The 21,338-nt window shown below is 68.8% G+C and carries 20 protein-coding genes, 3 tRNA genes and 1 pseudogene; 12 read left to right on the top strand and 12 right to left on the bottom strand.

Annotation, left to right across the window (positions count from 1 at the left end; all coding sequences use genetic code 11):
• Positions 1-308 precede the first annotated feature (308 nt).
• Positions 309-1,124 carry an NAD-dependent epimerase/dehydratase family protein gene (locus ACTMTJ_RS17720; protein WP_441217837.1) on the top strand — a complete coding sequence of 272 codons (816 nt, stop codon included), beginning with the start codon at positions 309-311 and terminating at the stop codon, positions 1,122-1,124.
• 31 nt (positions 1,125-1,155) lie between these two features.
• On the opposite strand, the gene ACTMTJ_RS17715 is transcribed toward ACTMTJ_RS17720, so the two are convergent.
• Entirely contained in the window at positions 1,156-2,070 is a 915-nt protein-coding gene (locus ACTMTJ_RS17715) for a RidA family protein (RefSeq protein ID WP_441217835.1), read from the bottom strand.
• A 135-nt stretch (positions 2,071-2,205) separates the two neighbouring features.
• Between ACTMTJ_RS17715 and ACTMTJ_RS17710 the strand changes: the two genes are divergently transcribed.
• Entirely contained in the window at positions 2,206-2,436 is a 231-nt protein-coding gene (locus ACTMTJ_RS17710) for a hypothetical protein (RefSeq protein ID WP_441217834.1), read from the top strand.
• 30 nt (positions 2,437-2,466) lie between these two features.
• On the opposite strand, the gene ACTMTJ_RS17705 is transcribed toward ACTMTJ_RS17710, so the two are convergent.
• The 10 genes from ACTMTJ_RS17705 to ACTMTJ_RS17660 all read right to left on the bottom strand — a co-directional run bounded on the left by ACTMTJ_RS17705 (position 2,467) and on the right by ACTMTJ_RS17660 (position 11,723).
• Positions 2,467-3,099, bottom strand: coding sequence for a TetR/AcrR family transcriptional regulator (locus ACTMTJ_RS17705; protein ID WP_441217833.1), 633 nt, complete (start codon positions 3,097-3,099; stop codon positions 2,467-2,469).
• A 10-nt stretch (positions 3,100-3,109) separates the two neighbouring features.
• The gene (locus ACTMTJ_RS17700; RefSeq protein WP_441218232.1) at positions 3,110-3,895 is read right to left on the bottom strand and encodes an SDR family oxidoreductase; all 786 of its coding nucleotides are present in this window, start codon (positions 3,893-3,895) and stop codon (positions 3,110-3,112) included.
• A 64-nt stretch (positions 3,896-3,959) separates the two neighbouring features.
• Positions 3,960-5,225 (bottom strand): ABC transporter substrate-binding protein, encoded by a 1,266-nt coding sequence (locus ACTMTJ_RS17695; protein WP_441217831.1) that lies wholly within the window; start codon positions 5,223-5,225, stop codon positions 3,960-3,962.
• Entirely contained in the window at positions 5,222-6,268 is a 1,047-nt protein-coding gene (locus ACTMTJ_RS17690; protein WP_441217829.1) for a branched-chain amino acid ABC transporter permease, read from the bottom strand. The genes ACTMTJ_RS17695 and ACTMTJ_RS17690 overlap by 4 nt, the downstream gene beginning before the upstream one ends.
• Positions 6,265-7,143 carry a branched-chain amino acid ABC transporter permease gene (locus ACTMTJ_RS17685; RefSeq protein WP_441217827.1) on the bottom strand — a complete coding sequence of 293 codons (879 nt, stop codon included), beginning with the start codon at positions 7,141-7,143 and terminating at the stop codon, positions 6,265-6,267. The genes ACTMTJ_RS17690 and ACTMTJ_RS17685 overlap by 4 nt, the downstream gene beginning before the upstream one ends.
• A gap of 13 nt (positions 7,144-7,156) precedes the next feature.
• Entirely contained in the window at positions 7,157-7,879 is a 723-nt protein-coding gene (locus ACTMTJ_RS17680) for an ABC transporter ATP-binding protein (RefSeq protein ID WP_441217825.1), read from the bottom strand.
• The gene (locus tag ACTMTJ_RS17675; RefSeq protein WP_441218230.1) at positions 7,876-8,649 is read right to left on the bottom strand and encodes an ABC transporter ATP-binding protein; all 774 of its coding nucleotides are present in this window, start codon (positions 8,647-8,649) and stop codon (positions 7,876-7,878) included. Before ACTMTJ_RS17675 ends, ACTMTJ_RS17680 begins: the two co-directional genes overlap by 4 nt.
• Before the next feature lie 75 nt (positions 8,650-8,724).
• On the bottom strand, positions 8,725-9,759 hold the full coding sequence (locus ACTMTJ_RS17670; protein ID WP_441217823.1) for an acyl-CoA dehydrogenase family protein: 1,035 nt from the start codon (positions 9,757-9,759) through the stop codon (positions 8,725-8,727).
• The gene (locus ACTMTJ_RS17665; protein WP_441217821.1) at positions 9,756-10,886 is read right to left on the bottom strand and encodes an acyl-CoA dehydrogenase family protein; all 1,131 of its coding nucleotides are present in this window, start codon (positions 10,884-10,886) and stop codon (positions 9,756-9,758) included. Before ACTMTJ_RS17665 ends, ACTMTJ_RS17670 begins: the two co-directional genes overlap by 4 nt.
• Positions 10,887-10,925: 39 nt before the next feature.
• Positions 10,926-11,723 carry a glycoside hydrolase family 16 protein gene (locus ACTMTJ_RS17660; RefSeq protein ID WP_441217819.1) on the bottom strand — a complete coding sequence of 266 codons (798 nt, stop codon included), beginning with the start codon at positions 11,721-11,723 and terminating at the stop codon, positions 10,926-10,928.
• Between the two features lie 88 nt (positions 11,724-11,811).
• Here ACTMTJ_RS17660 and ACTMTJ_RS17655 point away from each other — a divergent pair, with 88 nt between their 5' ends.
• From ACTMTJ_RS17655 to ACTMTJ_RS17635, 5 genes are all read left to right on the top strand, one after another.
• A complete protein-coding gene (locus ACTMTJ_RS17655; RefSeq protein ID WP_441217817.1) occupies positions 11,812-12,567 on the top strand; it encodes a class I SAM-dependent methyltransferase in 756 nt (251 codons plus the stop codon).
• Positions 12,568-12,672: 105 nt separating this feature from the next.
• A tRNA-Gly gene (locus tag ACTMTJ_RS17650) sits at positions 12,673-12,745 on the top strand.
• Positions 12,746-12,782: 37 nt separating this feature from the next.
• A tRNA-Cys gene (locus ACTMTJ_RS17645) sits at positions 12,783-12,853 on the top strand.
• Between the two features lie 12 nt (positions 12,854-12,865).
• Positions 12,866-12,940: transfer RNA gene (locus ACTMTJ_RS17640), tRNA-Val, on the top strand.
• A 19-nt stretch (positions 12,941-12,959) separates the two neighbouring features.
• Positions 12,960-13,481 (top strand): hypothetical protein, encoded by a 522-nt coding sequence (locus tag ACTMTJ_RS17635; RefSeq protein WP_441217815.1) that lies wholly within the window; start codon positions 12,960-12,962, stop codon positions 13,479-13,481.
• A gap of 75 nt (positions 13,482-13,556) precedes the next feature.
• On the opposite strand, the pseudogene ACTMTJ_RS17630 reads toward ACTMTJ_RS17635, so the two are convergent.
• Positions 13,557-14,519: pseudogene (locus tag ACTMTJ_RS17630) on the bottom strand (recombinase family protein); the annotation flags it as partial.
• Here ACTMTJ_RS17630 and ACTMTJ_RS17625 point away from each other — a divergent pair.
• From ACTMTJ_RS17625 to gap, 5 genes are all read left to right on the top strand, one after another.
• Entirely contained in the window at positions 14,518-15,042 is a 525-nt protein-coding gene (locus ACTMTJ_RS17625) for a hypothetical protein (protein ID WP_441217813.1), read from the top strand. The pseudogene ACTMTJ_RS17630 and the gene ACTMTJ_RS17625 overlap by 2 nt on opposite strands.
• A gap of 309 nt (positions 15,043-15,351) precedes the next feature.
• Complete coding sequence (locus ACTMTJ_RS17620) at positions 15,352-17,010, top strand: hypothetical protein (protein ID WP_441217811.1); 1,659 nt, start codon at positions 15,352-15,354, stop codon at positions 17,008-17,010.
• 386 nt (positions 17,011-17,396) lie between these two features.
• Positions 17,397-18,860 carry a DUF6119 family protein gene (locus ACTMTJ_RS17615; RefSeq protein ID WP_441217809.1) on the top strand — a complete coding sequence of 488 codons (1,464 nt, stop codon included), beginning with the start codon at positions 17,397-17,399 and terminating at the stop codon, positions 18,858-18,860.
• Between the two features lie 416 nt (positions 18,861-19,276).
• Positions 19,277-20,242, top strand: coding sequence for a GlxA family transcriptional regulator (locus tag ACTMTJ_RS17610; RefSeq protein ID WP_441217807.1), 966 nt, complete (start codon positions 19,277-19,279; stop codon positions 20,240-20,242).
• A 63-nt stretch (positions 20,243-20,305) separates the two neighbouring features.
• Positions 20,306-21,313 (top strand): type I glyceraldehyde-3-phosphate dehydrogenase, encoded by a 1,008-nt coding sequence (gap, locus tag ACTMTJ_RS17605; RefSeq protein ID WP_441217805.1) that lies wholly within the window; start codon positions 20,306-20,308, stop codon positions 21,311-21,313.
• The last annotated feature ends 25 nt before the right edge of the window (positions 21,314-21,338 follow it).

Raw genomic sequence — 21,338 nt, 5'->3', positions numbered from 1 at the left:
TCAAGCTAGACCGGCCACCGCGGACCGGCGCCGTACCGTCGGGAAGCCGCCACACCACGCACGGGTGAAACGCGGCGGGCACCGGGCGGGGCGCCCACCGCGCGTTCTGCCAGGACAGTTAACTAATCTGGTCTCAGCCCGTCAATAGGCATCCAGAAACTGGCACGCCTTCTACATTCCTGTCGCGATCATCCACATACATGGAACCTATCTTTGGATGCGGATCGACACTATGCTATGGCTTCTGTGACGTGGGGGTGGCCGGGCGCCCGGCCGCTCGACTGGGCAGCCATTCATGGGGAGGCACGATGGCGCACGACCGCATCCTGATCACCGGTGGGGCGGGCAAGGTCGCCACGCTCCTCCGCCCGCGCCTGGCCCGGCCGGGCCGCGTGCTGCGCCTGCTGGACGTGCGCGAGCCGGCCCCGGTCGAGGGCGCCGGCGACGAGGAGGTGCTGATCTCCTCGATCGACGACCTCGACGCGGTGGTCGGCGCCACCACCGGGGTCGACGCGGTCGTGCACATGGGCGGACAGTCTCGCGAGTCCGACGCCGAGGAGGTGTTGCGGCTCAACGCCTACGGCACGTACTGCGTGCTCGAGGCCGCCCGCCGGGCCGGCGTGCGCCGGGTGATCCTGGCGTCCTCCAACCACGCGGCCGGCTTCCACACCCGCGACGAGATGCCTCTTCCGGCCGGCGTGTCCGGACGACCCGACACGCTGTACGGCTGGAGCAAGGTCGCCGCCGAGGCGGCCGGCCGGCTCTACGCGGACCGGTTCGGCATGGACGTGATCTGCCTGCGGATCGGCCTGTGGTTTCCGACGCCGCCGGGGCCGCGCGGGCTGGCGATGTGGCTCTCCCCCGACGACGGCGCGCGGCTTGTCGAGGCCGCGCTGAGCGTGGAGAGCCCCGGCTACCGGCTCGTCTGGGGCATCAGCCGCAACACGCGCCGCTGGTGGTCGCTGGCCGAAGGCGAGGCGATCGGCTACCACCCCAAGGACGACGCCGAGGTGTACGCGGAGCAGCTGGTCGCCGAGCACGGCGAGCCCGACTTCGCGGCCGACCCGGTGCTGACGCGGGTCGGCGGCCAGTGGTGCGACGTCCCCCTGGGCCGCCACTACTAGCCGACGACGGATTGGATCGCGAGGCTGCTCCTCAGGTCGCGGCGATGACCTCGATCTCGACGAGCCAGTCGTCGGCGAGCGTCTGCGTGACGATCGCAGTGGTGGGCACCGCGCGGCCGAGGGCGGCCACCCGCGCCCGCGCGTTCTCCTCCGCGTACGCGACGTCGCGCAGGTAGCTCGTCACGCGTACCACGTCGTCGAGCGTCATGCCCGCGGCCGCGAGGATCGCCCGGATGTTGTCCCAGACGAGCGTCAGCTGCTCCTCCAGCGACGCGCCGGCGGCGCCCGCCCGGTCGAGGCCCATCGTGCCCGCGACGAAGACGAGCCGCCGCGGATCGCGAATCTCCACAGCGTGCGCGTAGTCGTCGGTCGCCGGGTAGACGCCGCTGTCCGGGCGCAGCAGGCGGATCTCCGCGCCCGGCGGTGCCGAGTCGAGCCGCGCGAGGTCGAACGTGGACAGCGCGATCGCGCTCACGCTCGCGAACGCGGTCGCCAGCGCGAGGAACGCGGCCAGCGTGAGGTCTTCCCGGCCCGGCCGCAGGCCGCCGAGGATCCACGGCAACGCGACGATCGCGACCACGCCAACGGTCCCGGCGATCTCGTTGAGCAGCAACGTCCGCGACTGGGTGACGCGCGTGGCCCGCACCTTGACGGCGGTCTCCACATTGGCCACCACGAGCACCACGCTCAGCCCGACGAAGAGCGCCCGCGCCCAGGCCAGCTCGAACGCGACGAGCGCGAGCGACAGCAGCAGCGCCATCGCGAAAAGCAGCATGACGATGCGGGTGCCCGAGCGCATGTAGCGCCACAGCTCCACCCGGCTCTCCCGCGCCGGCCCGCGCATGCCGCCCTCGACGAAGAACAGCACGCCGACCAGGAAGAGGCCGATCACCGTCGCGGACACACCGGCGATACCGAGAAGCAGCTCGTCGCTCACCTGTCGCACGACCGATGATCGTAATCGGGATGCGCGGCATCGGCCGCCCGATTACGGTGGCGCGGTGCTGATCAGACGCGAAACCCCCGAGGACGCCGCCGACCTCTGACGCATAGATCGCCCTCAAGTGGGTAGCCAAAGGCAATGACGACGTCAGAAGAGACCGGCCAAGTCACCGGCACCAAGGACAAGAACTACAACATCATCTGGTTTACCGAGTCGTGCCTGAGCAACGCTCTGCGCCTGGAGACCTACATCCAGGACGCCCAGCGCGACGGCGACACCGAGCTCGCCGACTTCTTCCGGCGGGCGCAGGGCGAGAGCCGCAAGGGCGCCGAGCAGGGCAAGCAGCTGCTCCGCTCGCGCCTGGGCTGACCACAGCCCCGCGGGGGCGGGCCCGCCGACTCAGGACGGCGGCGGGCCCACGCTCGCCGCGATCGCGGTGACCAACAGCGCGGACACCGTGCGGGTCATCGCGCGCCGCGCCGCCTCCGCGTCCAGCTCGAGCCCGTCGCGGAGCATCGACCACGCCGGCCACATGCTCGCCGCGACGAGCGCGTCGACGAGCTCGCCCGCCGCCGGCCCGGCCAGCTCCAGCTCCGGCGCGAAGAGTTCCTCCACCTCCTGGCGTACCCGCACGATGTGCTTGACCCTGTTGCGGTGCAGCTGCGGGGAGGTCGGCTCGCGCATCGCCGCGGCCCGGAAGATCGGCGCGAACATTTGCATCAGGTCGGCCCGCTGCCGGCAGAAGGCGTCGACCCGCTGGCGCAGCGGCAGGTCGCGCGGCACCGGCCGGTAAGCCGAGTCCTGACGCTCCAGCACGGTGGACCCGCTCGCCTCGAAGAGCGTCTCCATGTCCTTGAAGTTGATCCACAGGGTGCGCAGCGAGATGCCAGCCCGCTCGGCGATCTTCTCGCCGGTCGGCCGCATGTCGCCCTCGGCGATGAGGGCGAGGTGGGCCTCCACGATCGCCCGGCGGGTGCGCTCCGCGCGCGCGGTCCGGCCGTCCACCCGCCCCGCAGCCTCCACCTCGCTCACCCCGCGAAGTCTAGAACCCTTTTTGATCAGATGACTCCAGGGAACGCTGGATGCCGTTCATCGCGCCCAGCCAGCGGTCCGGATCGGTGGCCCGGCGGCGGTAGTGCTCGGCTACCTCAGGGTGCGGCAGCACCAGGAAGCGGTCGCCGGCCAGCGCCTCCTCGACCCGGTCGGCCACCTCGTCCGGCGTTATCGCGTCGGGGGCCAGCAACACCTCTCCCGCCGGGCCGGCCTGGTCGAGCATCGGCGTGCGCACCCCCTGCGGGCAGAGCGCCTGCACGACGATGCCGCGGTGGTGGTAGGTCACCCGCAGCCACTCCGCGTAACCGACCGCCGCGTGTTTGGTAACCGCGTAGGGCGCCCCGCCGAGCATCGTCAGCAGCCCGGCCGCCGAGGCGGTGACGAGGAGCCGCCCGCGCCCGGCGGGCAGCCAGCGCGGCAGCAGCGCGCGGGCGGCGTACACGTGGGCCATCACGTTGACCCGCCACGACAGCTCCCACGCGGCGTCGGGGTCGCCGGAGCGGTCGTCGGCCGCCACGCCCGCGTTGGCGCAGAAGAGGTCGAGGGCGCCGTACCGCTCCCACACGGTCTCGACGAGCTGGCGCACCGCCGCCGGGTCGCCCGCGTCGCAGGGGAGCGCGAGGCCGCCCACCCGCTCGGCGACCGACTTGGCGGCGTCCGCGTCGAGGTCGTTGACCACGACCACCGCGCCACGCTCGGCGAAGCGCCCGGCCAGGGCCGCGCCGATGCCCGAACCACCGCCGGTCACCACCGTGACCGCACCCGCGAGCCGCAGCCCGCCGCCGGCTCCGTCCACTCCGGACTCCTCTCCGGTCGGCGGGCGCGGCCCGCTCACTCGCTCACGCCGCTGGGATGCCGTTTTGCGGTGGCGCGGGCGGCTGCTCGGCGTACTCCTTGACCGGCCCGTCCGCCTCGTCCGTCTCGTAGGTCGGGCCGAAGTACTCCTGTGTGCTCCCGGTGACCTTGGTCATCCGCTGCCCACCGTACCCGGAGTGGTCGTCGCCGGAGTAGCGCAGCGGCGCCAGACCGGGCCCGCGGAAGCCGCCCTTCTCCACGGCCGCGATGATGCCCTCGCGGGTCAGGTCTTTGCCGGCGGCTTGGAGGGCCTGGACGAAGAGGTACCCGACCGCCATGCCGTACACGATGTTGCCGTCGAACGGGGCGGCCGCGTTGTACTGGTCGTTGACCCGCTTGAAGAGCGCCGTCCACGGGTCGTCCAGGTCGAACTGCGACGGCAGGTAGCCGACCGCGAGCATGCCCTCCAGCAGCGCCTTGTTCTCACCGAGGAGGCCGGAGAGCGTGAGGTAGTCCGCGCCGACATTCGACACCACCCACTGTGGACGGAAGCCGAGCCGCGCGGCCGTGCCGATCGCGAGCGCGGTGAAGGGCGGCACGGTGGCCATCATGACGACCTGGCAGCCGGCCGCCTTGAACGCGCCGATCTGCGGGCCCACGTTGGCGTTGCTGGTGACGTACTTCTGCTTCGCTGTCACCCCGGTCGGCCCGAGGATCTTCTCCACGCCGAGCAGGCTGTCCCGCCCGAAGTCGTCGTCCTGGCCGAGGAAGCACACCTTCTGGCCGGCGAAGTTCTTCTGGATGTAGGTAGCCAGGATCTTGCCCTCGACCGTGTAGTCGGGGTTGAAGCCGAACGTGCCCGGATACTTGTCCGGCTGGTCCCAGCTGCGGCTGCCGGAGGCGACGAAGAGGTCGGGCACCCGGTTGCTGGCGAGGAAGTCGAGCACGCCGGTGTGCGTGCCGGTGCCGAGGCCGTTGAGGATCGCGAAAACCTTGTCCTGCAACACGAGCTGGCGTACGACCTGCTGGGTGTTCGCCGGGTTGTACCCGTCGTCCATGACCTTGTATGTGATCTTGCGGCCGTGCACGCCGCCGTTGGCGTTGACGAGGTCGAAGTAGGCCTTCGTGGCCGGGGCGATCTTCGAGTAGCCGGCCGAGGCCGGCCCGGTGAGCGGCATGTGCGTGCCGACGACGACCTCCGTGTCGGTCACGCCGGGGACGTTCGCCCCACCGCCGCCGTTGTCGCCGCCGCACGCCGCGACGGCCAGCACGAGCGCGACGGCCACGCCGCCGGCGATGCTCTTTCTCATGGGGTACCCACCTCTCTGTGGTCACGTCTGGGGCGGAGTCGCCGGGCGGCGCGGGCCAGCAGGCCCTGCACGCCGCCGGGCGCGAGGAGCATGACGGCGACCAGGGTGATGCCGAAGATCGCCAGTGGCAGGTTGCCGTCGAGCCGCTGGGCGGCGGCCGGCGACAGGGAGAGCGCCTCGGTCAGCGAGTGGCTCGTCTCGGGGAGCAGGACCAGCAGGATCGCGCCCCAGACCGCGCCGGCGAGCCGCCCGAGGCCGCCGATCACGACGGCCATGACGAGAAACAGGGAGAGGGTCAGCGAGAACGCGCCGGGCGACACGCTCTGCGCCAGCACGGCCAGCAGCCCGCCGCCGAGACCGGCGCACGCCGCGCTGACCACGAACGCGAGCACCTGGGTCCGCGCCACGTTGATGCCGGCCAGTCGGGCGGCCACCTCGTCGTCCCGGACCGCCCGGAAGTGCCGCCCGTAGCGGCTGCGGACGAGATTGGCGAGCAGAAACATGGTGAGCAGCGCGCCGGTCAGCGCGATCCAGGCCTGCCACCGCTCGTAGGGGAAGGTGGCGCCCAGCGAGAGCGGCGGCGGTTCGATGTAGACGGACAGGCCCTGGTCGCCGTTGAAGACGCTGTCGAACGCGGTGGTGAGCGCGGGCACGATGACCGCGACGGCGAGCGTGACGCCGGCCAGGTACGGCCCGCGCAGCCGCGCAGCCGCGAGCCCGACGACGAGCCCGGCGACGAGCGCGGTGGCCACGCCGATCGCCAACGACACCGGCAGCACCCAGCCGCCGCTGACGTCGCGGTCGCGAAACTCGTTCTGTGCCAAGGCGACCGGGTAGGCGCCGGTGGCCATAAGCGCCCCGTGGCCGAGCGACAGCTGCCCGCTCAGTCCGGTGAGGACGGTCAGCCCAGCGGTCGCGCACAGGTACGCCGCGACGGTGGCGAGCTGGTAGTTGCGAAACGGCGCCAGCCCGTACGTGAGCGCGAGCAGCGCGACCGCCGCCGCGAGCGTCAGCGCCAGGTGGCGCACCGCCGTGGACCTCATACCCGCCTCGCCGCGACGCCGGAGAAGAGGCCGGAGGGGCGCACCAGCAGCACCGCCAGCAGGAGCACGAGCACCGCCACGGGCGTCATCTCCGCGCCCGCGTACCCGCTGACGTAGGAGAGCAGCAGCCCGACGGCGAGCCCGCCGGCGACGGCGCCCAGCGGGCTGTCGAGGCCGCCCACGACCGCCGCGGTGAACGCGGTGACGAACACGATGTCCATCGACGTCGGATGCAGGCCGAGCCCGGTCGGGATGACGAGCATCGCGGCGAGGGCGCCGACCGCCGAGGCGAGCGCCCACGCGAGCGTGCGCATCCCGGCCACGTCGACGCCGAGGAGCCGGGAGACCTCCGGGGCGAACGCGGCGGCCCGCAGGCGCAGCCCGACCGCCGTGCGGGTGAACAGCAGGGCCAGCCCGACCATCAGCGCCACCACGGCGGCGAAGACGAACACGTCGTACCGGGAGAGGAAGGCGAGCCCGCCGACGGTGAACGCGGTGCGGCTGAACGGCGCCTCCGCGGGGCGGAACTCGTTGCCGTACACCATGCCGAGCACCGCCTGGATCACCAGCACGAGTCCCAGCGCGACGATGACCGCGTTGAGCGGCGAGGTGTGGCCGACATACCGCATCACCGCCCGCTCCACCACGACGCCGAGCGCGAGTCCACACAGGAGGGCGGCGCCGAAGCCCAGCCAGTACGAGCCGGTCGCGGACGTGACGCTGTACGCCGCGTACACGGTCGCGACGGCCATCGCGCCCTGCGCGAAGTTGACGATCCGGGCGCCGCGCCAGATGAGCACCAGAGCGAGCGCGAAGGCGGCGTACACCGCGCCGCGGGAAAGCCCGTCGAACGTGAGGAACACGAACCGGTCCACCGGCTCCCTCCCTTCAGAATCCCAGGTACGCGTGGCGCAGCGCGGTGTCGTCGCGCAGCCGCTCGGCGCTGGCGGCGACGGCGACGCGGCCAAGGGACATGACCACGCCGCCGTCGGCCACCGAGAGAGCGCCGCGCACGTTCTGCTCGACCAGCAGGACGGTGAGGCCGCTGGTGTCGCGCAGCCGCCGCAGCAGCGCCATGATCTGTGCGGTGACCCTCGGCGCGAGACCCAGTGACGGCTCGTCGAGCAGCAGCAGCCGGGGCCGGCCGACGAGTGCCCTCGCCAGCGCGAGCATCTGGCGTTCGCCACCGGAGAGCTGGTGTCCACTGTGCTTTCGGCGGCCGGCCAGCGCGGGAAACGTCTCGTACGCCTCGGCGATGTCGCGCCGGAGCCCCGCGGCGTCGCGTCGCCATAGGCCGCCCAGCCGCAGGTTTTCCTCCACGGTCAGCTCGGCCACGACACCCCGGCCCTGCGGCACGTGCGCGAGCCCGCGCCGCACGAGCTGCTCCACCTTCGCCCCACGCAGGTCGGCGCCGTCGAAGACGATCCGGCCCGCGGTGGGCTTGAGGAGACCCGAGAGGGTGCGCAGCAGCGTGGTCTTCCCGGCGCCGTTGGCGCCCAGCACCGCGGTGATGGCGCCCCTCGGGACGGTGAGGTCGACCTCCTTCAGCACGGGCGCGGCGCCGTACCCGGCGACAAGCCCGTGGACCTCCAAGATGGACGCGCCGGTCATGCCGGTGTCTCCGCGTCCACTGTGGTCACCTCGGCGCCCAGGTAGGCCTCGGCGACGGCCGGGTTGTCGCGGATCTCGTCCGGCGTGCCGGCGGCCACCACGCGGCCGAAGTCGAGCACGACGATCTCGTCGCAGACCGCCATCACCAGATCCATGTGGTGCTCCACGAGGACGACCGCGATTTTCCGGTCTTTGATGAACCGGCCGAGCTCCTGGACCTCCTCGGCGCTCAGGCCGCCGGCCGGCTCGTCGAGCAGCAGCAGTCGGGGCCGGGCGGCGAGCGCGCGGGCGAGGGCGACTCGCTTGCGCACCGCGTACGGCAGGGTCGCCGGCGCCGCGGCGGCGTGCTCGGCCGCACCCACCTCGGTGAGGCACTCCATCGCCAGGTCGCGGAGGCGGCGCTCGTCCCGGTCACTGCCGGGGAGCCCGAGCAGCGCCGGGACGAAGCCAGCCTGTGCCGTGTGGCTCGCCCCCGCCATCACGTTTTCCAGCACGGTCAGGCCGTCGAACAGCCCGACGCCCTGAAGGGTGCGGGCGATGCCCAGCGCGGTGAGCCGGTGTGGCTTGGGCCGCAGCGGCGCGCCGTCGAGTGTCAGCGAGCCGGCGGACGGCGTCACGAACCCGCACACGACGTTGAACAGCGTCGTCTTGCCGGCGCCGTTTGGCCCGATCACACCGACGATCCGGCCGGGCGGCACGCGCATCGACACGTCGTCGAGCGCGACCAGGCCGCCGAACCGGGCGGTGATGCCGTGCAACGCCAGGGCCATGCTCACCTCGCCGGGTTATTACACCAGGAGTGTAGGTTCTTGGATCGAGTCGTCCAATCCCCTGTTACGCGCTCGTTACGCGGGCAGCAGGTCGACCAGCTGCCCGAGGGCGGCGCGGTGCCGGTCCGGCGTGCCGAAGGCGATCGCCGACGCCTTGGCCCGCTTCAGGTACAGGTGTGCCGGGTACTCCCACGTGAAGCCGATCCCGCCGTGCAGCTGCACGCACTCCTCGGCGGCGTGCACGGCGACCGGAGCGCAGTGCGCCTGGGCGAGGGCGGCGGCGACCTCGGCCTCGCCACCCGCCTCGCCGGCGCGGGCGGCCGCGTACCGGGCGACCGCCCTGGCCTGGGTGACGTCCACCCACACGTCCGCGAGCCGGTGCTTGACCGCCTGGAACGAGCCGACCGCGCGGCCGAACTGGCGCCGCTCCTTCACGTACCCGACGGTGGTCTCCAGGCACCACGACGCGACGCCGAGCTGTTCGGAGGCGAGCAAGGCGGCCCCGGTCGTGAGCGCCGCGCGCACGGCGGCCGCACCGGTGCCGGCGTCGGCGATCCGCTGCCGGGGCGCCCCGGCCAGCGTGATGTCGCAGAGCTGGCGCGTGGTGTCGAGCGATACCACCGGTGTACGGGTGACGCCGGACGCCCGCGCGTCGACCGCCCAGAGCCCGTCGCTCGCCGGCACCAGGAGGATTTCCGCGGACAGTGCGTCGGCGACGCTGGTGATGGTGCCGGGCTGGGGGACGGGGTCGTCATATGGCGACCGGGAGAACGGCACGGCCAGCGCGGCGACCACCTCGCCCTCGGCGAGCAGCCGGAGCAGGTCGGTGGCGCCGCAGGCGAGCAGGGCGGTCGTCGCGACGACGGCGCTGCCCAGATATGGCACCGGCGCGACCGCCCGCCCCAGCTCCTCCAGCACGAGCGCGGCGACCCGGTGCTCGGCACCGGCGCCGCCGAGCTCCTCGGGCACCAGCAGCCCGGCCAGCCCCATCTCGCCGGCGAGCGTCCGCCACAGCTTGGCGCCACCTTGCTCCTCCGTAGACAGCAGAGCGCGGAGGCTGTCCCGGAGGTCTGTTTCGGTGTCGTCGTAGAGCAGGTCCGGTGTGGTCATCGCGGCAGCCCCAACACCCGCTCGGCGATGATGCCGCGCAGGATCTCGGACGTGCCGCCTTCGATCGAGTTGCCCTTGGCCCGCAGGTATCGGTGGGTGGGCGCCCGGTCGGCCACGTCGGTGCGCTCGGGCCGGCGCAGCGTCCAGTCGTCGTGCCGCAGCCCCTCCTCGCCCAGCACCTCCAGCTCGAAGCCGGTGATCCGCTGGGCGAGGGTGGCGTGCGTGAGCTTGACCGCCGAACCCTCCGGGCCGGGCTCCCCCGCGGCCAGCTGCTGGCGCAGCCGCGCGGCGGTCAGCCGGGCCGCCTCGGCCCGCACCCAGAGCCGCATCAGCTCGTCGAGCCGCCCCGGCGTACGCACGTCGGGCCGCTCCCGCCAGGTCCGCACGAGCGGCTCGATCGGGCCGCCTTCGCGGGGCAGCGGGGTGCCGCCGATCGCGACGCGCTCGTTCATCAACGTGGTACGCGCGACCTCCCAGCCCTCGCCGGGCGCGCCGAGCCGCAGGTCGTCCGGGAGCCGCACGCCGGTCAGGAAGACCTCGTTGAACTCGGCCTCACCGGTGATCTGCCGGAGCGGCCGCACCTCGACGCCGGGTGCGGTCATGTCGCAGACGAAATACGTCAGACCGCCGTGCTTGGGCGCGTCCGGGTCGGAGCGCGCCAGCAGGATGCCCCACCGCGCCTTGTGTGCGAGCGAGGTCCAGACCTTCTGCCCGGTCACCACCCACGTGTCGCCGTCGCGGACGGCGCGGGTGGCGACGGCGGCGAGATCGGATCCGGCGCCCGGCTCGCTGAAGAGCTGGCACCACACCTCCTCGCCGGTCCAGAGTGGACGGAGGAAGCGACGCCGCTGCGCGTCGGTGCCGTGGCGCAGGATGGTCGGCGCGGCCATGCCGAGCCCGACGCCGTTTCGGCCCGGGTCGTTGTCCGGCGCGCCCGCCGCGGCGAGCTCGGCGTCGACCGCCGCCTGGAGCGCGCGCGGCGCGTCGAGGCCACCGAGTCCGACCGGAAAGTGCACCCAGGCGAGCCCCGCGTCGAAGCGGGCGCGGAGAAACGCGAGCCGGTCGCCGTCGACGGGGTGGCGGGCCAGCAGCTCCTTGACGAGAGCGTCCCATGTTTTTGCACTCACAGTGCAATCATATGGGCGACTGCCCTCCCGGGGAAGCCGTCAGTTGCGCGTGCGACCCATGTACACGTTGCGGGCGCGATAGAAGGTGTCGGCGGTGGGCCCCGGCGAGCCGGACGAGCCCTCCATCTGGAGGTTGATGATCAGCCACATCGGCTTGCCGACGAAGTTGGAGCCGCGGTGCTGCCCCTTCCACTGCCCGTCGAGGTAGTAGTGGATGTCCACGTCGGTGGCGTTGACCTTGGCAATCCACACCCGGTACTCGTGCCAGCCACCCGGGTTGGACACGCCGACGATCGTGTTGTCCCACGCCCCGTCGTAGGTGTTGAACCAGTTGCGGGCGTCCCCCTTGTACTCGAGGATGTCGCTCTCCGGCGGCCAGCTGTTGGCGCCGGTCAGCCAGAACGCCGGCCAGGTGCCACGCGTCGAAGGCGCCTGAAACTCGCCCCGCACCTCGTAGTTGGGAAACTGGTCGTTGACCAGCACCTGGTCCTTGGCGTGAATCGCGCCCGAGTGGTAGCGGATCGGCAGGTGCGGGTCGGCGGAGCTGGTGCCCTCGTCCCAGTTGATGCGCGTGGCCTTGATGTTGAGCTGCCCGCTCGGCGAGAGGTAGACGTGGTTGGTGTCGGTGGCGCTCGCATACATCCGTGCGCTCCCGTTGTGGTCGGAGCCCCAGGGATAGCGGAAGTGCCACTCCGCCATGAGCGCGTTGCGGTCGGCGAACGACGACCCGTTGATCAGCGTCTCCCAGGTCGCCGCCCGCGCGGACGGCTGGGCGATCACCACCACACCCACCAGCGTTACGGCCAAGCTCAGCCCGGCCCGCACGATCCGGATCATCGGGAACCACCTCCGGAGGCCGAGCGTAATATCGAAATCTATCGAAGTCTATGTGGATTTGTCGGCGGTCCCTGGCAGGCTGGCGGCCATGGATGGAGCAGACCCCGACCGCTGGTCAGCCGTCGCCGAGGGCTGGGCCGAGCTGTGGGGCGGCTACGCCCAGCCGGTCTGGCGGGCGATCCTGGACGCGAGCGGCGCCAGGCCGGGCACCCGGGTGCTCGACGTCGGCTGCGGCTCCGGCGACCTCCTCGCCTTCGCCGCCGGCCTCGGCCTGACCGCGGCGGGCATCGACCCGGCGCCCGGCATGGTCGAGCAGGCCCGCGCCCGCCTCCCCGAGGCCGACATCCGCCTCGGCTCAGCGGAGCCCCTTCCCTGGCCGGACGCCCACTTCGACCTGGCGGTCTCGGTCAACGCGCTCCAGTTCGCCGAAGACACCCTGGACGCCCTGGCCGAGATGGCACGGGTCACCACCCTCGCCGGCCATGTCGCGATCGCAAACTGGGCCGAAGCTGCCCAAAACGACCTAGACGTGATCGAGAAGGCGGTAGCCCGCGCCGCCGGCGAAGACCCCCTCCCGGACGGCGAGCTACGCCAGCCCGGCGGCCTCGAGCGGCTGTTCGCCGAGGGCGGCCTGGAGGTGGTCTCCGCCGGCCTGGTGCCACTGCCCTGGCACGCCGCCGACGACGACACGCTGGTCCGCGGCGTCCTGCTCGGCGAAGACCAGGCCACCATGGCCGCCCGCGCGCCCGCCGTCCTTGCCGCCGCCGGCGGGTACCGCACCGCTGACGGCGGATACCGCCTGGTGAACGCCTTCCGCTACGCCGTGGCCCGCCACCGGCCCTGATCAAGCCCCCTTCACGCGACGCGCCGGGTGTGAACCGAGTTGGCAGTTGCTTCGCGACTGGGCTAAAGTTCTGATCCGTCGCCGGGAAACATCCCGGCTGGTAGTGCGGACGTAGCGCAGTTGGTAGCGCATCACCTTGCCAAGGTGAGGGTCGCGGGTTCGAGTCCCGTCGTCCGCTCGGAGTGAGGCCACGACAAGACGTCGGGGGTCACCTCGGTGGAGTGGCCGAGAGGCGAGGCAACGGCCTGCAAAGCCGTGTACACGGGTTCAAATCCCGTCTCCACCTCGCACCACATACGGGCGATTGGCGCAGTGGGAGCGCGCTTCCTTGACACGGAAGAGGTCACTGGTTCAAACCCAGTATCGCCCACCAAATCGGTTCTACTTGAACCATGGCCTGCCAGAACCATGGCAAGCAGGTCCGCTCCGGTCAGATCAGACCACGCAGCCTCGCCCTCGTCGGCGGGGCTGTTGGTGTTCGGGCCTCCGTACGGGTCCGTCCGTCGTTGGAAGGTCAGCTGTTGCGCTTCCACGAGATCCCGTACCGGCTGGGCCAGCTCGTGGCGCGAGATCTCCTCGCCGTCGACGAACAGCTTGGCAAAGACGATCTTGTTCATCGCCCGCTTGAGGCTGGTCCCGCCCTGGTCGTAGAAGGTCTTCGGGTCACCTACCAGCGCCAACGCTGCCAGGAACACCTCACGCCCGGCTTCCAACCGGCTGGAGGCGTCGGCCAGCTGTGCCTGCACCTGGTCGTGCTCGGCCCGGATCGTTTCGAGCTTCTTGCGGATCTTGTCCCTCGGCCAGCCCGGAGATCCCACCAGTTCCAGGTACTGGTCCTCCTTGGCGTCGAGCTCGCTCAGGCGAACCTTGAGGCGCTTCTTCAGCGCCGCCAGGCTGCCCAGGTCAGCCAGTAGCGCGTCGTCCAACTCCCGGCGTACGCGCTCGCGGAACTCATCGCCCAGCCGCACCGTGGCGTAGTGCCGCGCGACCGCCGCCTCCACCGCCTCCACACGCAGATAGGGCTGGTCGCAGCCGTGCTCTTGGCGGCCTCGGCACAGGAAGTAGAAGTAGATGCCGCCGTTGCCCTTGCCGCGCATGATGATGAACCGCCGTCCGCAGCGACCACACCACAACGTGCCCTTGAGGTAGTGATTGTGGGTCCGCTGGCGAGTGCCGCCGCCTCCGTGGAGCGCCAGCACCCGCTGCACCCGCTCGAACACCTCTGACGTTACGAGTGGTTCGTGCCTGCCGGGGTACTCCTCCCCGTCGTGCCCGATGACCCCGAGGTAGTAGCGGTCAGCCAGAATCGTCCAGAACTGACTGATCGACAGCGGCTTCGGTGAGGTGCGCTTGTCTCCACGGGTGCGGAGGCCCGCCGCCGTCAGCTGGTCGAGCACCTGCCGCGCGCTGTACTGGCCCGTGGCGTACAGCGCGAAGCCGCGCGTGATAAGCGGCCCGCGTTCCGCGTCGACGGCCACGGCCCGAATCTCCCGTCCGTCCACGTGGTCGCGGACATTCAGGTAGCCGAGCTTGGCGCGAGAAACCGTGCCACCGGCCTTCGCCTTCTGGCCCATCTTGTAGCGAATGTCTGCCCCGTTGGCCTCGGACTGGTACTGGTCGACCGCGTGAATAATCGTCTCGACCATCGCGCTTTCCGGCGACTCGCCCATGTCGAGCACCGTTGACACGACCCGCACGCCATAGCGACCCAGTTCACGCTTGGTAATTGCCGCGTCGATGCTGTTCCGAAAGATGCGGTTGAAATGGTAGACAATGACAAAGTCCACGTCTTGCTCGCGCCGGATGCGAGCCAGCATCTCCTGGAATACCGGTCGCTTGTCGACCGTGGTGGCCGTCCGGCCTGGCTCGACGTACGTGTCGACGATCTCCGCGCCCAGCTGCTCTGCCTTACGGGTGGCCGCCTCGCGCTGGGCCCGAGCAGGAGACGTGATGGAGCTTCATCGGTTCGCGCTCATCGTCGACCGCCTGCCCGACCGAGCAGACGCCGCGCAGGTGGCTGACCGGCACGGCGACATCTTCCTCGCGCCCGGCCACCACGAGGTTACCGTACAACGCGCCGCCCTCAGCCTGGCTGAAGCCGTCGTCTCGGCCGTCCATGACTTGGAGGCACTCGATCTCCAACCAGTCCGGGTTTGCGACAACGACTGGGTCACCCTGGCGCATATCGCCGAACGCATCGAGCGGTCCCGCGAACTCGTGCGGCTCTGGTCCATCGGGCGGTACGGGCCGGGCGACTTCCCGCCGCCGCTCAACCCCGGCCGCGACACCAAGTTCTACTCGTGGACCGAGGTCGCCGTCTGGCTGCGGCGTCACATGGACGTCGACGTAGACCGGCCCGACCCGACGCTCGTGGTCGCCAACTTGCTGTTGCAGGCCCGCCGCTTGGCTCCGTCAACTCGGAGCCGCGAGGTCCTCGGCAACCTGGTCGACTCGTACCGACCGACACTCAAATAGCCTCGCAGCAGATGACCGCCTCCGGCAGCATTACCTGCTATGGCCGATGAACCCGAAGGCGACGCTTCCCAAGCACCGCAACGTACCTACGTCGTCGTGCTCCGAGCGCGGTCTGGCGCCCGGTTCAGGCCCGAGGAAGGTAGCGAGTTCTTCCTCCCGTCCGTGCCAGGCTCCCAAGGCACGGTCCGCTTCCGGCTGCGAACGCGTTGGGTTAACGCGGGTCACGAGGCGCCGCTCCCGCGGGAACTGTGGATCGAGGCTCGAGGTCCGGCACCGTCTCTTGACCAGGCGTCCTCGACCTTCGCGGCCGTGGCTCGCTACCTTGCCGCGCTGCTCGCCTTCACGGCCAATACGCAGGTAGGTATTCCTGAAACTCACCTGGCCTACGACGCGTCAGACGGAGTCACCCATCGCGACTTCCTTGAGGTGTTCGTTCCTGATGAGCGCGGCCACCCAGGCGAAGGACGCCTCGTCAGGACTGACGAGATCACGGCCGTCTTCGTCGGCATGGACACTGCCCCAGATGGCGCACGGATCTCGCGAGCCCTTCATCAATACAGCCTGGCGCTCCGGTACTGGTATTTCGGTGGCGAGTGGCTCGCCCTGGCCCACCTCTACATGGCTGTCGAGAACCTAACCAAGGCCGTAATCCGACGCCGATGCCAGGACGCCGGCATCGATGAGGAAGCACTCGCCGAGAGTCAGGCAATCGACACGAGCGACAGCTCAAAGTGGCCACATAGGCTAGAGGTTTGGGCGCGCCGAGAGATAATCTTCGACGGCAACGTCGCCGCATATAACCGAGCGCGAAACGCGAGCGATGGCGTTGAGCATGGGTTCATGGAAATGAACAAGGTATATGAGTATGCGCTCGCGACCACCGAGATCACCTTCGGTTACGTGCGACGAACCATGTTGCGGCTCGTGGGTATCGACCAGGCCGGTCAGCCCGACCTCTACGATCGCCCACCGCGCGACGTCCAATCGCTGCGCAAAATGATTCGTGGACAGTTCATTGGCGATGGCGCCGATCCTGCGCCCGCAGGCGAAGAGTACCCCTACCTCAAGTGGAACTCAAACGTCAAAACCATGACGCGGGACGGCGACAAGTTCTCGCTCTCGTTTGAGGAGAAATTCCGGGTCTATTGTGCCCCCTCGTATACCTTCACCGGACAAGCCTTTGAGGTCCGAGGACGGGCTGAGACAGGCAGCCCCATACGCCTCGATACTGTCATAGAGGTCACGAAGACACCGCCGACGTTGCCAACGTCGGAGGCATTCGACCTCATGCAGCGTGCAACCTCCTTCGCGAAAACGGTCGCAGCGCACGGTCAAACGTCTGGGATACCGCCCCTGTTGCTGAACGTCTTCGGTCTTTCGGCAGTACAGCTCTCGGTCTTCGAGGCGATCGAGGTCCTGCTCCGCCGCAATAGCCTTGCTGAAACACTCGTCCTGCTCCGCAATCTCATCACTGGGACGTGCCGGCTCCAAACTATTGCCAACGATCCGAATCCTATTGGAGTGGCCATCCGGCTCAAGCTCGATGCGCTGGAGCGACAAATTGCCCTCTACCCCACCGATGAGAACGTTGCACAACTCGTGGGTGGGAGGATCGCCGAGTATCGCAGGGCCGCAACAAAGCGAGGGATCGCCATTCCAGACTCCGTACCAGACATAACGAGCACAGAGTTCTACTGTGAGAGTGCCAACACCTTGCGGTTCACAGAAGAAGTCGCGCAGGGCGACGAGCTAGCAATCGCCCTACACACCAGGACGGAAGACGACGGTAGCCAAGGCATTCACACCACCCTGCCCGACGACAAGATGGTTCGCGGGATCGCCGCCGACTCTGCATCTGCTCTAGTGGTGTCATTTGTTTCACTGGCTATCGTTCTCGGCTGGTCCTTCGATCGCGATGTGGCGTCTGCCCTTGAGGCAGACGCTCAGCGCCTCGGCGCGGACGAGTAACGCTGAGACGACCGCCGGCGTCAAACAGCGGAGCCACAGGTCTCGTCTCTCGCCAAGCGCCGAGGCAGCCAAATCCCCAACTATCGTCTCGTCTATGCATGTCTCCTCAGGCCACCCGGCCGTGAGCGGCGACTAATCGTCCACGTGATAGCGGCTCCAGTTGGATGACGATCACGCCAAACGGGCCATGTATACCGGCTGATACCTCGTTGTACGGTACATGTCGCGATCGGTAAATCTTGAGCCTTGACGCCCTAAGCCTGTAGTCGTACCGTTACTGCACGTAATCAACGCACGTTCGGTCGAGAGGGAGTCGCAGGCCAGGTAGCCCGAAGAGGAGGGGCATAGAGGTGAAACTCAATATATTTTCGGTCCCATTATCGAATGTGCCCCGACTTGAAGAAAAGTTTGCCTCCGTCGGCCTCATGACCGTAAACGAAGGCGAGCAAAGTGGCTGGAAAACCGCCTTTTACTTTTCGAAGGACGAAGAGCCAAATCCCATCCCGTGGGTTGAGGAATACGCGGAGTTCTTCGGCAAGGGCACCTTCCGCAATCTCATCTATTTTGCGGCCTACGTATTCCACAAAGAAGACCGCTACTTTGTTCTCACATACGGCAAGAGTCACTTCTACGTCAGACCGCTCTGTGATCACGACTTTGGCATTGAGATGGCCAAGCGAATCGCCGACGAGAACGACATCAAACAAACCGCTTCCAAGAAGTTCGCCGGCAAGAAGAAAAAGGAAATCAAGAGCTATACGAGCAACACGCCGCTCAACATCGAGAGCGGCGAGTCGGTTGACTACTTGCGGGCAGCCATAGAGCTCGGCACCAGAGAATCGTTCGGCCAATCGGGAAAATTTGGCTCCTCGGTACTACTCAACGCCCCCATCACGAAGACAGACATCGGCGCGTTGCTCGACAAGATTGTGGCCCTTCTTGGTAAGGAGCCAAGATTTAAGCTTCCGCGCACCACGGTCATCGCAGACGAAGAACAGGTCAACGCTTACGACCAAGGGTTGGTAACCGCGATCACCGGCGACGGCGACACCACCGAGTTTACACACTCGGGCCACGATATTATCGGCGTCGACTTCGTCTTCTCCGGCAATGAACGCTATACCCTTTCGTGCCGCGGCCACAAGCAGAAAGCGCTCGGAGACGCGGAGCTGGATATTACGCTGCTGCGTGAGTACATCGCATCCGAGGATATTAAACCCGACGAAGTGCTCGACATCCGCGTGCGCATAGACAACGAGGGCCAGAAATCCTACTGGAAACCGCTTCGAGAGGCGCTTGATTTTATTGTCGCGGGCGAGAATGTCATGCTCTCTCAAGGCCGCTGGGTTCGCTTCAACGAAGACTACATCGATCAGCTAAATGAATACCTGGACGCCATTCCGGTCGAGGCCACCGAACCGGAGTTTCGCATCATCAGCATGGAAGAAGGGGATTTCAACACTTCAGAAGCCGCCAAAGGTCTTGGTTATGTGGTGGCAGATAAGGACTTCTCCAAGATTAAGACAAAGATGTCAACACCCATCGAGGCGTGGGACCTACACAAAGGCGCGACAGTTTACGCTGTCAAGTTCGGCACCGCACAGAATCTCGGCTACGTCTGCGACCAGGCCAACAATGTCCTTGAGATCATTCGAACCAATTCCAACCTGAAGAAGCTGAATCAGGAGTTCAAAACTTATTGCCTTTGGCTCGGCTTCAAGCTGAAGAAGCTCCCTACCGGAATTTCTGCATCCGGGTCGATCATCCTCAAGCAGAAGATCGAAGCGTGGGCGCGTAGGTGCCGAGATCTCGGGATCGAGCCGAGACTCAAGCTGTCCCTGCGTCAGTAGGCTTGGCCTGGCCGTACGGCCCCTATCAACGACCTCTCAACGGTGGTACCGCCCAACGCCGCTTCGGCGTAGCGTGCGCTTCACGCAACTCTCGCTAACGCCATACTGCTCCGCGAGGGCGCGAATCCGGGTCCCGGCCCTGAAGCGCTCGACCAACTCTTCTCGCTCCGCCTCGGTCAGCCGCCGGGTCATGCTCGGTTCGCCGGTACTGAAGACGCCAAGCTCGTCCGTCCGATCACCTGCTTCGATCCGCCGCGGTACGTCGATCATGGGACCAACGAGATCCTGGCAGTTCGAGTATCGCCGTAGGACCTCCACACATTCTCCCAGCTCACGGCCCCTTTCCTCAGTAATCAGGAAGGGGCCGCGCTGCTGCCCGGGTGACGGCCGACGCGGAAGATTTCTAGTGTGGGGTCGTGGCTGTCGGTCGTCTGCGTCGGGTCGCCGTCCTCGTGCTCGAGGGGGCGAAGCCGCTCGACGTGGGCATCCCGGCGCAGGTGTTCACGACGCGGGCGAGCATGCCGTACGAAGTGCGGGTGTGCGGGCCGGCGCCCGGCCTGGTGACCGGCGGTGACGGCCTTTCTTACCACGTCGCCGACGGCCTTGACGCGCTCGCATGGGCCGACATCGTCTTCATCCCGGGCTACCGCTTTCCGGACCGTGACGATCCCCCGCCGGTCGTGGTCGACGCGCTGATCGCCGCGCACGGGCGGGGCGCGCGGCTGGCCGCGATCTCGACGGGGGCGTTCGCGCTGGCCGCGACCGGTCTGCTCGACGGCCGGCGGGCCACCACGCATTGGCACTACACCCGGGCGCTCGCGGAAAAGCACCCGACCGTGCGGGTGGACGAAAATGTGCTGTTCGTCGACGAGGGCAGTGTGCTGACGTCGGCCGGCGCGGCCTCGGGCATCGACCTCTGCCTGCACATCTTGCGCGGTGATCTTGGGGTGGCCGCCTCCAACCACGCGGCCCGCCGGCTTGTCGCGGCACCGCACCGCAGCGGTGGCCAGGCGCAGTACGTGCCGCGCAGCGTGCCCGAGCCGCTCGGCGAACGGTTCGCGGTTACCCGCGAGTGGGCGCTGCACCGGCTCGACAAGCCCCTCACGCTCGAGACTCTCGCCCAGCACGCGGCGGTGTCGCCGCGCACGTTCTCCCGGCGGTTCGTCCAGGACACCGGGTACACGCCGATGCAGTGGGTCCTGCGCGCCCGCATCGACATGGCCCGCGAGCTGCTCGAACGGTCACAGCGCAGCGTCGAGCAGATCGCCGCCGACGTCGGGCTGGGCACCGCGGCCAACCTGCGGCTGCATTTCCGGCGCATCCTCGGCACCACCCCGAGCGAGTACCGCCGCACCTTCGCCCGCGGCAACCAGGTGGCGTGATCCTTGCGGACCGTGGCGCTCACGCCGCTGTCCCGGCCGGCCACGAAACCCGAATCTGGACTCATGACACGCATCGCCATCAACGGATTCGGCCGTATCGGCCGCAATGTGCTGCGCGCGCTGCTGGAACGCGACAGCAAGCTCGACGTCGTCGCCGTCAACGATCTCACCGAACCCGCCGCCCTCGCCCGCCTGCTCGCGTTCGACAGCACCGCCGGTCGGCTGGGCCGGCCGGTAACCGTCGACGGGGACGCCTTGGTGGTCGACGGTCGCCGCATCACGGTGCTCGCGCGGCGGGAACCGGCCGAGCTGCCCTGGGCGCGGCTCGGCGTCGACATCGTGCTCGAGGTGACCGGCCGCTTCACGTCGGCCGCCGCCGCCCGCGCCCACCTCACCGCGGGGGCGAAGAAGGTGCTGGTCGGCGCTCCCTCGGACGGGGCGGACGTCACGCTGGCCTACGGGGTCAACAACGACGCGTACGACCCGGCCGCGCACACGATCGTCTCGAACGCCTCCTGCACGACCAACGCGCTGGCGCCGCTGGCCGCGGTCCTCGACGAGCTCGCCGGCATCGAGCACGGCTTCATGACCACGGTGCACGCCTACACGCAGGAGCAGAACCTCCAGGACGGCCCGCACCGCGACGCCCGCCGCGCCCGCGCCGCCGCTGTCAACATCGCGCCGACCACGACCGGTGCCGCCAAGGCGATCGGCAAGGTGCTGCCCCGCCTCGACGGCAAGCTGTCCGGCGACTCGATCCGCGTACCGGTGCCGGTGGGCTCGATCGTCGAGCTCAACACGAGCGTCGCCCGGGACGTGACCCGCGACGAGGTGCTGACCGCGTACCGGGTGGCGGCGGACGGGCCGCTCACCGGCGTACTCGAGTACTCGGAGGATCCCCTGGTCTCCTCCGACATCGTCGGCAACCCGGCGTCGTCGATCTTCGACTCGGCCCTCACCCGGGTCGACGGCCGCCACGTCAAGGTCGTCGCCTGGTACGACAACGAATGGGGCTTCTCCAACCGTGTGATCGACACGCTCGAACTGCTCGCCGCCTCCCCGTTGGAGTAGCCGGCACGCCGCACGCCGAGGCGTT

The sequence above is a fragment of the Phytohabitans sp. LJ34 genome (genome assembly GCF_052068095.1).
GTDB lineage: Bacteria > Actinomycetota > Actinomycetes > Mycobacteriales > Micromonosporaceae > Phytohabitans.
The sequence above is the reverse complement of the archived record's forward strand: the minus strand, read 5'-3'. Positions and strand labels throughout refer to the sequence as shown.

Excerpts from the sequence above, each read along its gene's own strand:
- ACTMTJ_RS17720 (WP_441217837.1), top strand. The coding sequence starts at position 309 with ATGGCGCACGACCGCATCCTGATCACCGGTGGGGCGGGCAAGGTCGCC.
- ACTMTJ_RS17710 (WP_441217834.1), top strand. The coding sequence starts at position 2,206 with ATGACGACGTCAGAAGAGACCGGCCAAGTCACCGGCACCAAGGACAAG.
- ACTMTJ_RS17695 (WP_441217831.1), bottom strand. The coding sequence starts at position 5,225 with ATGAGAAAGAGCATCGCCGGCGGCGTGGCCGTCGCGCTCGTGCTGGCC.
- ACTMTJ_RS17690 (WP_441217829.1), bottom strand. The coding sequence starts at position 6,268 with ATGAGGTCCACGGCGGTGCGCCACCTGGCGCTGACGCTCGCGGCGGCG.
- ACTMTJ_RS17680 (WP_441217825.1), bottom strand. The coding sequence starts at position 7,879 with ATGACCGGCGCGTCCATCTTGGAGGTCCACGGGCTTGTCGCCGGGTAC.
- ACTMTJ_RS17675 (WP_441218230.1), bottom strand. The coding sequence starts at position 8,649 with ATGGCCCTGGCGTTGCACGGCATCACCGCCCGGTTCGGCGGCCTGGTC.
- ACTMTJ_RS17670 (WP_441217823.1), bottom strand. The coding sequence starts at position 9,759 with ATGACCACACCGGACCTGCTCTACGACGACACCGAAACAGACCTCCGG.
- ACTMTJ_RS17660 (WP_441217819.1), bottom strand. The coding sequence starts at position 11,723 with ATGATCCGGATCGTGCGGGCCGGGCTGAGCTTGGCCGTAACGCTGGTG.
- ACTMTJ_RS17655 (WP_441217817.1), top strand. The coding sequence starts at position 11,812 with ATGGATGGAGCAGACCCCGACCGCTGGTCAGCCGTCGCCGAGGGCTGG.
- ACTMTJ_RS17635 (WP_441217815.1), top strand. The coding sequence starts at position 12,960 with ATGGCCTGCCAGAACCATGGCAAGCAGGTCCGCTCCGGTCAGATCAGA.
- ACTMTJ_RS17625 (WP_441217813.1), top strand. The coding sequence starts at position 14,518 with ATGGAGCTTCATCGGTTCGCGCTCATCGTCGACCGCCTGCCCGACCGA.
- gap (WP_441217805.1), top strand. The coding sequence starts at position 20,306 with ATGACACGCATCGCCATCAACGGATTCGGCCGTATCGGCCGCAATGTG.